The sequence below is a fragment of the Citrobacter sp. MGH 55 genome (assembly GCF_016906145.1).
Lineage (GTDB): Bacteria > Pseudomonadota > Gammaproteobacteria > Enterobacterales > Enterobacteriaceae > Citrobacter_A > Citrobacter_A amalonaticus.
In genome coordinates this window covers 734557-746598 of sequence record NZ_CP070239.1, presented here as the reverse complement: position 1 = coordinate 746598, position 12042 = coordinate 734557, and the positions used below count along the sequence as shown (strand labels likewise).

At 51.0% G+C, this 12042-nt stretch carries 10 protein-coding genes, 1 tRNA gene and 1 rRNA gene; 3 read left to right on the top strand and 9 right to left on the bottom strand.

The window, feature by feature from the left end:
* Positions 1-47 precede the first annotated feature (47 nt).
* Positions 48-123 (top strand) — tRNA-Thr (locus JTI98_RS02820).
* A gap of 40 nt (positions 124-163) precedes the next feature.
* A 5S ribosomal RNA gene (gene rrf / locus JTI98_RS02815) occupies positions 164-279 on the top strand.
* Between the two features lie 106 nt (positions 280-385).
* On the opposite strand, the gene JTI98_RS02810 is transcribed toward rrf, so the two are convergent.
* The 7 genes from JTI98_RS02810 to JTI98_RS02780 form a co-directional block, all read right to left on the bottom strand.
* Positions 386-1144, bottom strand: coding sequence for an amino acid ABC transporter ATP-binding protein (locus JTI98_RS02810; protein WP_042324914.1), 759 nt, complete (start codon positions 1142-1144; stop codon positions 386-388).
* A gap of 7 nt (positions 1145-1151) precedes the next feature.
* Positions 1152-2255 (bottom strand): amino acid ABC transporter permease, encoded by a 1104-nt coding sequence (locus JTI98_RS02805; protein WP_044328991.1) that lies wholly within the window; start codon positions 2253-2255, stop codon positions 1152-1154.
* Positions 2256-2264: 9 nt separating this feature from the next.
* Positions 2265-3446, bottom strand: coding sequence for an amino acid ABC transporter permease (locus JTI98_RS02800; protein WP_216081900.1), 1182 nt, complete (start codon positions 3444-3446; stop codon positions 2265-2267).
* 69 nt (positions 3447-3515) lie between these two features.
* Entirely contained in the window at positions 3516-4541 is a 1026-nt protein-coding gene (locus tag JTI98_RS02795) for an amino acid ABC transporter substrate-binding protein (RefSeq protein ID WP_042998362.1), read from the bottom strand.
* A 425-nt stretch (positions 4542-4966) separates the two neighbouring features.
* Entirely contained in the window at positions 4967-5188 is a 222-nt protein-coding gene (locus JTI98_RS02790) for a membrane protein (RefSeq protein WP_000825639.1), read from the bottom strand.
* A gap of 244 nt (positions 5189-5432) precedes the next feature.
* Complete coding sequence (locus tag JTI98_RS02785) at positions 5433-8546, bottom strand: efflux RND transporter permease subunit (RefSeq protein ID WP_216081899.1); 3114 nt, start codon at positions 8544-8546, stop codon at positions 5433-5435.
* Positions 8547-8557: 11 nt separating this feature from the next.
* Entirely contained in the window at positions 8558-9721 is a 1164-nt protein-coding gene (locus JTI98_RS02780; RefSeq protein ID WP_216081898.1) for an efflux RND transporter periplasmic adaptor subunit, read from the bottom strand.
* 412 nt (positions 9722-10133) lie between these two features.
* On the opposite strand from JTI98_RS02780, the gene envR reads away from it, so the two are divergent.
* Positions 10134-10781 (top strand): acrEF/envCD operon transcriptional regulator, encoded by a 648-nt coding sequence (envR, locus tag JTI98_RS02775; protein WP_042998359.1) that lies wholly within the window; start codon positions 10134-10136, stop codon positions 10779-10781.
* A 27-nt stretch (positions 10782-10808) separates the two neighbouring features.
* On the opposite strand, the gene JTI98_RS02770 is transcribed toward envR, so the two are convergent.
* The gene (locus JTI98_RS02770) at positions 10809-10973 is read right to left on the bottom strand and encodes a DUF2556 family protein (protein ID WP_042998358.1); all 165 of its coding nucleotides are present in this window, start codon (positions 10971-10973) and stop codon (positions 10809-10811) included.
* Between the two features lie 82 nt (positions 10974-11055).
* The gene (gene yhdJ, locus JTI98_RS02765) at positions 11056-11940 is read right to left on the bottom strand and encodes an adenine-specific DNA-methyltransferase (protein ID WP_044327069.1); all 885 of its coding nucleotides are present in this window, start codon (positions 11938-11940) and stop codon (positions 11056-11058) included.
* Positions 11941-12042: the final 102 nt, after the last annotated feature.

Here is a 12042-nt window from a genome sequence, read left to right as displayed (position 1 = left end):
GCCTCCCCATGCGAGAGTAGGGAACTGCCAGGCATCAAATTTAGCGTGCTGATATGGCTCAGTTGGTAGAGCGCACCCTTGGTAAGGGTGAGGTCCCCAGTTCGACTCTGGGTATCAGCACCACTTAATTAGGTTAAAGTTCGGCACAGTAGAAAAGAATTTGTCTGGCGGCTGTAGCGCGGTGGTCCCACCTGACCCCATGCCGAACTCAGAAGTGAAACGCCGTAGCGCCGATGGTAGTGTGGGGTCTCCCCATGCGAGAGTAGGGAACTGCCAGACATCAAACAAGTGAGAAGGCCATCCGAAAGGATGGCCTTTTTGCATTTATACGCCAAAAAAACGGTAGGCCGGGTAAGGTGAAGCCGTCACCCGGCAGAGCAAACGACTAATGAATCACCTGAGACAGGAATGCTCGAGTACGTTCTGATTTAGGATGTGCAAAAAACTCATCCGGCGGGGCCTGCTCAACAATTTCCCCACGATCCATGAAGATCACCCTGTCAGCCACCGTTCTGGCAAATCCCATCTCATGCGTGACGCAAAGCATTGTCATTCCTGATTGCGCCAGGCCAATCATCGTATCCAGCACCTCTTTCACCATTTCGGGATCCAGCGCCGACGTGGGCTCATCAAACAGCATAATTTTGGGTTTCATACATAGCGAGCGGGCAATGGCCACGCGTTGTTGCTGTCCTCCGGAGATCTGCCCTGGAAATTTATGTGCGTGCTCTGCAATACGCACACGTTCCAGGTAGTGCATCCCCAGCGCTTCGGCCTCTTTTACCGGCATCTTACGCACCCAAATCGGTGCCAGCGTACAGTTTTGCAAAACCGTCAGATGAGGAAAGAGATTGAAGTGTTGGAACACCATGCCGACTTCCTGTCGGACGCGCTCGATGTTGCGGATATCTTCATTCAACTCAATACCATCGACAATAATTCGTCCCTGTTGATGTTCTTCCAGATGGTTAATACAGCGGATGGTGGTTGATTTTCCCGAACCTGAAGGCCCACATAACACAATGCGTTCCCCCTGTTTAACGCGCAGGTTGATATCCTTAAGGACATGAAACTGTCCGTACCACTTATTGACGTTTTCCAGCGTAATCATCGCGTCGGCAGGTTGTATTAATAGTTGGCTCATAGAATCCTCAGTGCGGTGTACGCCCGGTGTTAAAGCGCTTTTCCAGATGCTGGCTATAGCGCGACATGCTGAAACAAAAAATCCAGTAAATCAGAGCAGCGAAGACATAGCCTTCTGTCGACATACCCAGCCAGGCAGGGTCAACTGTCGCTTGCTGTACGCTGCTGAACAGATCGAACAAACCGATGATGATGACCAGACTGGTATCCTTAAACAGGGCGATAATGGTGTTCACCAGTCCGGGAATCACCAGCTTCAGGGCTTGGGGAAGAATGACCAGCCCCTGGGTTTTCCAGTAGCCCAACGCCAGCGATTCTGCTGCTTCGTATTGCCCTTTCGGTAATGCCTGCAGCCCCCCACGAACCACTTCCGCGACGTAGGCCGACTGGAAGAGGATCACGCCAACCAGTGCCCGAATAAGCTTATCGATGTTGGTTCCTTCTGACAGAAACAGCGGCAGCATGACCGAAGACATAAACAGGACGGTGATCAGCGGGACGCCACGCCAGAACTCGATAAAAATGACGGATAAGATCCGCACGACGGGCATGTGGGAGCGACGTCCCAGTGCCAACAAAATTCCTAATGGCAGTGCCCCCGCGATCCCGACGGATGCGATGATTAAGGTCAGCGTCAGCCCGCCCCATTGGCGTGTTTCAACGCGATCCAGACCAAGAAATCCGCCATACAACAGGAACCAGACAGTGATCGGGTAGATCACGGCCCAGACGACGATATAACGCCCGCGACCCGGCAACGCTTTCCAGAACATCGGCACAATGGAAGCCAACCCAATGATCAACGCCAGGTTGATACGCCAACGCTGATCATGTGGGTACAATCCATACATGAATTGTCCAAAGCGTTCATGAATAAACACCCAGCAGGCGCCCGCTTTGGTACAGTCAGCACGCGTGGATCCCACCCAGTTGGCCTGCAGGAACGCCCAGTTCAGCAAAGGGGGAATTAACTCCCACATCAGCCACAGACAGAACAGCGTCAGCAGGCTGTTTGACCAACTGGAAAAGAGGTTCTTCCGTACCCATACGATCGAACGACCAGGGCCGTTACTGGCCGGGCGCATGGGATGAGACAGCAGTGCTTTTGTCATCATGATTCCTTAGCGCTCAATGAGGGCGATTCGCCGGTTATAGATGTTCATCAGCAGCGAGATGCTCAGGCTGATGATCAGGTACACCGACATCGTGATGGCGATCGTTTCGATGGCCTGTCCGGTCTGATTAAGTACCGTCCCGGCGAACAGCGATACCATGTCGGGATAGCCAATGGCGGCGGCCAGCGATGAGTTTTTGACAATATTCAGATACTGGCTGGTCAGCGGTGGAATAATGACGCGAAGTGCCTGAGGAATGATGACCTGGCGAAGGGTCACGGTATTAGGCAACCCGAGAGAACGGGCGGCTTCATGCTGACCGTAGGGAACGGCCTGAATACCTGCACGAATGATTTCGGCAATAAACGCCGAGGTATATACCGATAACGCCAGTGTCAGGGCTGCCAGTTCAGGAATGAGCACCATTCCGCCACGGAAGTTGAAGCCGCGTAGTTGCGGGATATCCCAGTGCAGCGCCGCGCCAAAAAGCCAGTGCGCGATGAGCGGTAGCAGCACAATCAGGCTTAATGCAGTAGGCCAGGTTCTGCGAAGTTGTCCCGTTTTCATCTGATGCATTTTATTGAAGCGGAACAGACCCACGGACAACGCAATGGCAATCACTGCCGAGAGCACGAAAGCGAGTATGCCTTCCCCAAACTGCGGAGACGGGATATAAAGTCCCCGATTACTCAGAAAGATCATATCCAGCGCGCTTGCGGCCTGACGTGGGCCGGGCAAATTGCGCAGAACCGCGAAGTACCAAAAAAAGATTTGCAGCAGAGGCGGGATATTACGAAAGGTCTCAATATAAATCGTCGAGAGTTTACGCAGTAGCCAGTTATCTGAAAGGCGCGCCAGCCCGAGAAAGAAGCCGATAAATGACGCAAAGACAATACACAGCGCGGAAACCAGCAGCGTGTTAAGCAAACCCACCACAAAAACACGTCCGTACGTGTCACCCTGCTGATAGTCGATTAAGTGCTGGACGATGCCAAACCCAGCGCTACGGTCGAGAAAGGCAAAGCCCGAGGTAATGCCGCGACTGCTTAGATTATTAATCGTGTTATGAATGAGATAGATAGCAACTGCAACGACCGCAAGAATGGCGAGGATCTGGAACAGCCAGGCGCGGACCGCAGGGTTTGAAAAGGAGAGCGACCCTTTTACACTTGAGCGGCGATGGAACATAAGAAAGCCTCGGTAACCATAACTCTGAACTGAGCGCCGCTAGTGCGGCGCCCGTTACATCACAACGACTTAACGCACTGGCGGTGCGTATTGAATGCCGCCGTTATTCCAGAGATTGTTCTGTCCACGTTTGATCTTCAGTGGACTTTCCGATCCGACGTTGCGTTCAAAGATCTCCGCATAGTTACCCACCTGCTTGATGATGTTGTAAGCCCATTTATTGTCGAGCTTCAGATCTTTGCCGTAGTCGCCTTCTTTGCCCAGCAGGTGCGCCATATCTGGTGTTGCAGGGTTCGCCGCTTTCTCATCGACATTCTTCGATGTCACGCCCATCTCTTCGGCATTCAACATGGCAAACAGCGTCCAACGCACAATAGAGAACCATTCGTCATCACCGCGACGAACAACTGGCCCCAGCGGCTCTTTCGAGATCACCTCTGGCAGTACAAGCCATTCAGCCGGGTTGCTGAGTTTGATGCGCAGGGCATACAGTTGGGACTGGTCAGAGGCGAGGGTATCGCAACGTCCGGACTCCAGCGCTTTTGCCGACTCATCTGAGCGGTCAAAAGTCACCGGGGTGTATTTCATGTTGTTGGCTTTGAAATAATCCGCCACGTTCAGTTCCGTATCTGTTCCCGCCTGAATACAAACGGTGGCACCATCTAACTCTTTCGCGCTTTTCAGACCCGCTTTGTTGTGGGTCAGGAAGCCAATGCCATCGTAATAGGTAACGCCAGTGAAGGACATGCCCATTCCTGCATCACGTGAGGAGGTCCAGGTCGTATTACGGGAGAGAAGATCGACTTCGCCAGACTGTAATGCGGTGAAGCGTTCTTTTGCGGTGAGAGGGGTATATTTTACTTTTGTATCATCTCCCAGGACGGCGGCGGCAACACCACGGCAAACATCCACATCTATCCCGGAGAATTTCCCGTCTGCGTCAGCGTAAGAAAAACCGGGAAGACCGTCACTGATACCGCATTGTACGAACCCTTTCTTTTTTACAGCATCCAGCGTGGTTCCCGCATGTGCCTGATTGGCAACCGCAAGCAGCACACCGGCCGCAGCCAGTGTGGCTATCATCATCTTTTTCATAATGCATCCTGTGTGGCAAAGAAATTATTGTTATAGAGAGACGTTCTGCAACGTCTTTAACCTGTCTGTGGCATTGGCCATACTCTTCTAAGCAAAGGTAATGCCAGGTTTTGCGCGTGAATATCCGACGCAATAAGCAGAGTGTAGACAGGAAAAAATAAAAGTAGCGCCCTGAAATGGTGCGAAATTGAAACGTAAGCCACATTTTGGAGCAAAATATTTAAAATAATGCTCGCAAAATGAAATAACGATTTCAGGCGTGAATATCGAGAGCGTGAGTATTGAAAGATAAATGCGAAAAGAGAAAGGGGTGGACGTTATTGATTATTAAAATGTATTAGAACACGTATTTTTCAACACATTGAATGATATGAAAAACCGTATTCTTAGGCTAAGAGCGCGGCAAGTACCGCGCTCTGAGAATGTTATTTTGACAGTGCGATGATCCCCATCGTCAGGCCTGCAACCGCTGCGGCCCCGCCAGCAATGGCGCCTGCGGTTTCCCAGTTATCCTGAGTCGTCCCTTTCATACAGGTGTTGGTATGAACAAGACGTCCTTGATCATCATAAACCGGAACGCAGGGGGAATCGTGTGCACAGCCCGCCAGCAATGCAGTGAGCAATGCTACTGGAATTAATCTTTTCATGGTGTTACCTCAAAAATAAGCGTTCCGCTAAATGCAGCAACAGGGAATGCTGCTTTGCGAATACGAAATGAATTTTACCACCGCTTAAAAAAAGATTGGCATATGGAATAATCTCAATTCATGTGAATTGTAAAAATAATGAAGGAGTGAATTTAGTATTCCGCAGTGCAAATGACTATCTGTTTAATAAATAAAGAAAGATACCTGAAGGAAAAAGGCGTCCGTAGACGCCTTAATTTACACATTAACGCTGGGATTTGTTAAACCGGCCTCTGACGACCACAAAAAACACCGGGACAAAGAAGATAGCCAGCAGCGTTGCTGTCAGCATCCCTCCCATCACACCGGTTCCGACTGCATGCTGGGCGCCACTCCCTGCCCCGCGACTGATGACCAGCGGCATTACGCCGAGGATGAAGGCGAGTGAGGTCATCAGAATAGGGCGCAGGCGCATGCGCGCAGCCTCAAGCGTTGCCTCGATCAGGCCACGACCTTCTTTCTCCATCAGATCCTTGGCAAATTCCACGATCAGAATGGCGTTTTTCGCGGAAAGCCCAATCGTGGTTAACAGTCCGACCTGAAAATAGACGTCGTTATTTAGCCCACGCAGGGAAGCGGCCAAAAGGGCACCCACCACGCCGAGCGGGACCACCAGCATCACCGAGAACGGAATGGACCAGCTTTCATACAGCGCGGCAAGACAGAGGAACACGACGATCAGCGAGATAGCATACAGTGCCGGCGCCTGATTGCCGGACAAACGTTCCTGATATGACATCCCCGTCCAGTCATGACCAATACCATTAGGCAGTTTTGACGCGAGACTTTCCATCATGGCCATCGCTTCACCGGTGCTTCGACCGGGGGCAGCCTCACCCAACAACTCCATCGATGGCATACCGTTGAAGCGTTCCAGGCGCGGAGAACCATACACCCAGCGGGCTGAGCTGAAGGCTGAAAAAGGGACCATCTCGCCGTTAGCACTACGAACGTACAGATTATTGATATCTTCTGGCAGCATACGGAATTTCGCATCTGCCTGAACATACACTTTCTTTACTCGTCCGCGGTCAATGAAGTCGTTAACATAGCTGCCGCCTAACGACGCAGAGATGGTTTCGTTAATGTCTGACAGCGCAATGCCAAGCGCCTGTGCTTTTTCCTGGTCGACATCCAGCTTGAACTGAGGGGTATCCTCCAGGCCGTTAGGTCGAACACGGACCAGCAGATCGGAATGCTTAGCCACCATACCCATTAACTGATTACGTGCTGATGTTAGCGCTGTGTGCCCCAACCCCCCCTGGTCAAGCAGTTCAAAATCGAAACCCGTCGCGGTGCCCAGTTCAATTATCGCCGGCATGTTGAAGGGGAAGACCAGTCCATCCTGGATCTGGCTGAACGCGCGAGTTGCACGCGCAATTACCGCTTCAACGCTGTTTTCCTTGCCGCTACGCTCATCCCAGGGCTTCAGGCTGATGAAGGCCAGACCCGCGTTCTGCGCCTGGCCGCTAAAGCTAAAACCGTTGACCGTAAACACGCTTTCAACGTTCGCTTTTTCGTGAGTCAGGTAGTAATGGGTGACCTGATCCAATACATTTTGGGTTCGTTCCTGGGTTGAACCTGCGGGTAGCTGAACCATCGTCATGAATACGCCCTGATCTTCATCAGGCAGGAAGGAAGTGGGGAGACGGAAAAACAGTACCCCCATTCCGACAACAATCAGGATGTAAAGGAGCAGGTAGCGTCCGGTTTTGCGCACAATGCCGCTGACACTGTTGGTGTAGTGGTTAACGCTGAGATCAAATTTGGCATTAAACCAGCCGAAAAATCCGCCTTTCTTCTCGTGGTGTTCGGCGGACGCTGGTTTTAGCAGCGTTGCGCAAAGTGCCGGCGTCAGGATCAATGCCACCAGAACCGAAAGCGCCATTGCCGACACAATCGTGATGGAAAACTGGCGATAAATAGCCCCGGTGGAGCCGCCAAAAAAGGCCATCGGGATGAAGACAGCAGACAGCACCATCGCGATCCCAACCAGCGCCCCCTGGATCTGCGACATGGATTTCTCGGTTGCCTCTTTGGGCGGCAACTGTTCTTCCATCATCACACGTTCAACGTTTTCCACTACCACAATGGCGTCATCGACCAGCAGGCCGATCGCCAGCACCATCCCAAACATCGTCAGGGTGTTGATCGAGTAGCCAAACGCCGAGAGCACGGCAAATGTACCCAATAGCACAACGGGAACCGCAATCGTCGGAATGAGCGTTGCGCGGATATTCTGTAAAAACAGATACATCACGAGGAAGACCAGGACGATCGCTTCGAACAGTGTTTTTACCACTTCGTGAATGGAGATCTTCACAAACGGCGTGGTGTCATACGGGTAAACCACTTTCATCCCTTGCGGGAAGAAGGGTTGCAGCTCAACGAGTTTGGTTTTAATCGCTTTGGCGGTATCCAGAGCGTTGGCCCCGGTCGCCAGTTTGATCCCCAGACCCGCAGCCGGTTTACCGTTAATTCGGGCGACAACGTTATAGTTTTCTCCCCCCAGCTCGATACGAGCGACATCTTTAAGGCGAACGACAGAGCCATCGCTGTTTACCCGTAATGTGACTTTGCCGAATTCCTCAGGATCTTTCAGTCGCGTCTGCGCAATGATAGAGGCGTTCAGTTGCTGCCCCGGTAGAGCAGGCGTTCCGCCCAACTGACCTGCTGCGATCTGGTCGTTCTGTATTTTTAGTTGATTGATCACATCGACCGGCGTGAGCTGGTACTTGTTCAGCCGATTCGCATCCAGCCAGATACGCATCGCGTACTGTGCGCCAAACAGCTGGACGTCACCTACACCGTTCAGGCGGCTGATCGTATCTTTTACGTTTGAGGCGACGTAGTCGGAGATATCGTCCTGGGTCGTTTGCGGATCGTCAGAGACAAACCCCGCCACCAACAAGAAACTGCTGCTCGACTTTTCTACGCTAATCCCTTGCTGTTGAACTTCCTGAGGCAGCAATGGCGTCGCCAGCTGCAGTTTGTTCTGTACCTGCACTTGGGCAATATCCGGGTCGGTTCCGGACTGAAAGGTTAACGTAATGGTCACGCTACCCGCAGAGTCGCTGGTGGAGGACATATACATCAGGTTATCGATACCGTTCATATTCTGTTCGATAACCTGAGTCACCGTATCCTGCACCGTTTGCGCATCTGCCCCTGGATAGTTCGCGGAAATGGCTACCGCTGGTGGCGCGATAGTCGGGTATTGCGCAACGGGCAGTTGCATAATCGCCAGAGCGCCCGCCAGCATCAGTATGATGGCCAGAACCCAGGCAAAAATAGGACGCCTGATAAAGAAATTTGCCATGTTCGGTTACCTTATTGCGCCGCTTTTGCCGCAGGAGTATTGGCATCCGTGGTAGCTTTCACTTTCGTGCCGGGATGGGCTTTTTGTAATCCGCTGACAATCACCTGATCGCCTGGATATAGGCCTTCGCTAATCAGCCATTTGTCGCCGATAGCCTGCGAAGCGACAACGGCGCGTGGCTCAACCAGGCTCTGGTCATTGACGACCAGTACCGTTGCATCGCCACGAGGCGTACGTGTTACGCCCTGCTGGGGGATCAAAATAGCGTTGGGCTGAACGCCTTCGTCAATGCGAGCGCGAACAAACATCCCCGGCAGCAGAGTGTGCTGTGGGTTAGGGAAGACGGCGCGAAGGGTGATGGAGCCTGTGCTTTCGTCCACCGTGACATCCGAAAACTGCAATGTCCCTTTCAGGGGATACGCCGTACCATTTTCCATCACCAACTGGACGCTGCTGCTGGCGCTGTCTTTATGCAGGCTGCCCTGTTCAACGGACTGCTTCAGCCGCATAAAGTCGCTGCTGGACTGTGTGACATCGACATAGATAGGATCGAGTTGCTGCACGGTAGCCAGTGCTGTTGCCTGGCCGTTGGTGACCAGCGCGCCTTCCGTCACGCTGGATTTGCCAATACGACCATCGATCGGCGAGGTGACTTTGGTGTAAGCAAGATTGATACGTGCGCTCTCAACTGCGGCTCGTGCGGCAATGACTGCCGCATCGGCCTGACGCGCATCCGCAATCGCCTGGTCGTATTCCTGTTGGCTAATGTATTTTGTCCCTACCAGCGGAACATAGCGCTTAACCGTCAGGTGCGCGATGGCGGCGGCTGCTTCACTTTTCGCCAGTTCCCCTTTCGCGCTATCGTAATCTGCCTGATAAGTGGCAGGATCAATCTGATACAGGGACTGCCCGGCCTGAACATCGCTGCCCTCGGTGAAGTTTCTTTTGAGAACAATACCACTGACCTGTGGACGAACTTCCGCAATGCGGAATGCCGAGGTGCGTCCTGGCAGTTCGGTGGTTACTGCTAATGGCGCGACGGTAACTACATGAACGGTCACCTGCGGTTCGGTTGTCTGAGTGTGCTTATCTCCCTGATCGTTACAACCGGCAAGCAACGCAGCAGAGATGAGGATAAATGAGGGCAGGAGTGAAAACCTGGCATGTTTCGTCATTACTGTTCCTTAAAAACCTATAGCTCGTTATTTACCGGATAACGGTAAGGCGATAACGTGCACGAAGAAATAATAGTTGGCTATCCTACAAATTATTAGCGTGCGATGTAAGCGATAGTTATTTTATGGCCGGGTCTACGGCACGTAAAAACAAAAAAGTGATGGCTTTATCTTTTCATTTTGTTTTTCTTTGTCATACCTTGTTGCTGGCTAATATATTTGGAAATGTACATTTGTTGTATGAATGTTTTTGTTGGTTTTTATTTGTGGGGGTTATTTGATTGAATGTTTTGTGCTGAGGAAATTCGCTTTTATTTCATCTCTGAACGGATGGGGTGATACAGTTCTTTTTGAACGGCAATTGTGAATTGCCATATTTCTGTTTTTTATCCTGCTCCTGAAACGATAACTTATGGCTAAAAGAACAAAAGCCGAAGCGTTAAAAACGCGACAACATTTGATTGAGACTGCAATCATCCAGTTTGCCACGCGAGGCGTTGGCAACACGACGCTTAACGACATTGCCGACGCGGCCCAGGTCACACGGGGGGCTATCTACTGGCATTTTGACAACAAAACGCAGCTCTTCAATGAACTCTGGCAACAGCAACCGCCATTACGTGATCTTATTCAGGACCGGTTAGCTTTGCATGACTGCGATAATCCCTTGCAGCGGTTGCGCGAAAAGTTAATTGCCGGATTGCAATATATCGCGGAAATTCCCCGGCAGCAGGCATTGCTGCAAATTTTATATCATAAATGTGAATTTCATGAGGGGATGATATCAGAACAGGAAATACGCGAGAAAATTGGGTTTAGCCAGAGGGGACTACGCGACGCGTTGCAAGCGAGTATGACGGAAGGGTTAATTTCCAGAACTCTGGATTTAGACGTTGTGTTAATTATTATTCACGGTAGTTTTAGCGGGATCGTGAAAAACTGGTTGATGAATTCTACCCGCTACGATCTTTATCAGCAGGCACCGGCGCTGGTGGATAATGTATTAAGGATGTTAATTCCTGATGGATATGTCATGCAATTAACATCGGAAACCCTATAATCATTTCTGCTGTCTATCAATGACACGCTATTGTAATTCGGTACAGTTGACCAGCTTGAGCGGATTGACAGAATCCATATTGCGGCATTTATCGACTTCTGTGGTGATCAGTTCAATCCACTGGATCAGTAACGCATCAAAAAGGAACACGGAGACCGCAAAAACAACCAGCCACCAATACTTACGAATCATTGCCAAATCCTGTGTATTCATGCCCAAGCGTGCAGGAAATATACACGAAAAATGCGTCCTGAAAAGCAGGCTTACAATGCTTTTACTTTACTGTCATCTTCACCACATCTGACGCCGTTCGACTCTTTTTCGACAGGTTTTTCGTCTTTCTCTTTTTGATTTTCGTCAGCTCTTCCGCGGAGTAGTGTGAGCTGATGTTCAGCCGTCTGAGCCCCATCTTCACATACTCATTATTGACCTCAATACCGATGAATTTACGTCCCGATTCCACGGCCACAGCACCTGTCGTAAAGCTGCCGGCGAAGGGATCCAGCACCGTATCGCCAGGATTGGAGGAGGCCAAAACGATCCGTTTTAGCAGGGCGATAGGTTTTTGCGTCGGATGGTTTTCATATTCATCCATCAAATAACGCACGCGGGGAAATTCCCAGACGTTGCCCGGAACTTTTTGCGTGTTGTAAGGCTGTGGTGGGTTTTTACGGTAGTCAATCAGCGCTCTTTTCGCACCGGTTTTGGTCTCAACCAGAATAGCGTCACTGTTGAAAGTGTACTGTCGGGCATCTTTGACCATCATCAGGATCGGTTCGTACATTGAGCCAAAGAATTTCTTCGCCTGCACGCCTGAACTGTCATAAGACCAGACAATCCGGCTTTTGATGGTAAACAGCGTTCTGCATTTGAGATCGATATGCGGCATGTTTTCGGTGCTGTTCATGATGTACATCGTGCCCTGTTTTTTCAGCACCCGATGACACTCCTCAATGCACGCGAACAGCCAGCCCAGGAAGATGTCTTCGTCCCAGGACTCGACCATCCCGTCAAAATCCTTTCCGATATTGTAAGGCGGGTCGGCAAAGATTAAATCGACGCTTTCAGCGGGGAGTTTCTTGAGTTCTGTCAGCGCATCTCCGTGGATGATCGACGCGGATTCATCACCAAAGTAGTGTGGTTCACATCGTGAGTTCATATCAGCTCCACAAAAGAGGCGTATAAAAAAGGCGCTTCCCCATGCCGAGTAGCGCCTTTTTAAACAAGCAATTAGCTAATCGAGATTAGTTCATGCCGTACT

Coding starts and splice junctions, on each gene's coding strand:
- JTI98_RS02800 (WP_216081900.1), bottom strand. CDS start 3,446: ATGTTCCATCGCCGCTCAAGTGTAAAAGGGTCGCTCTCCTTTTCAAAC.
- JTI98_RS02785 (WP_216081899.1), bottom strand. CDS start 8,546: ATGGCAAATTTCTTTATCAGGCGTCCTATTTTTGCCTGGGTTCTGGCC.
- JTI98_RS02805 (WP_044328991.1), bottom strand. CDS start 2,255: ATGACAAAAGCACTGCTGTCTCATCCCATGCGCCCGGCCAGTAACGGC.
- envR (WP_042998359.1), top strand. CDS start 10,134: ATGGCTAAAAGAACAAAAGCCGAAGCGTTAAAAACGCGACAACATTTG.
- yhdJ (WP_044327069.1), bottom strand. CDS start 11,940: ATGAACTCACGATGTGAACCACACTACTTTGGTGATGAATCCGCGTCG.
- JTI98_RS02780 (WP_216081898.1), bottom strand. CDS start 9,721: ATGACGAAACATGCCAGGTTTTCACTCCTGCCCTCATTTATCCTCATC.
- JTI98_RS02810 (WP_042324914.1), bottom strand. CDS start 1,144: ATGAGCCAACTATTAATACAACCTGCCGACGCGATGATTACGCTGGAA.
- JTI98_RS02795 (WP_042998362.1), bottom strand. CDS start 4,541: ATGAAAAAGATGATGATAGCCACACTGGCTGCGGCCGGTGTGCTGCTT.
- JTI98_RS02770 (WP_042998358.1), bottom strand. CDS start 10,973: ATGATTCGTAAGTATTGGTGGCTGGTTGTTTTTGCGGTCTCCGTGTTC.
- JTI98_RS02790 (WP_000825639.1), bottom strand. CDS start 5,188: ATGAAAAGATTAATTCCAGTAGCATTGCTCACTGCATTGCTGGCGGGC.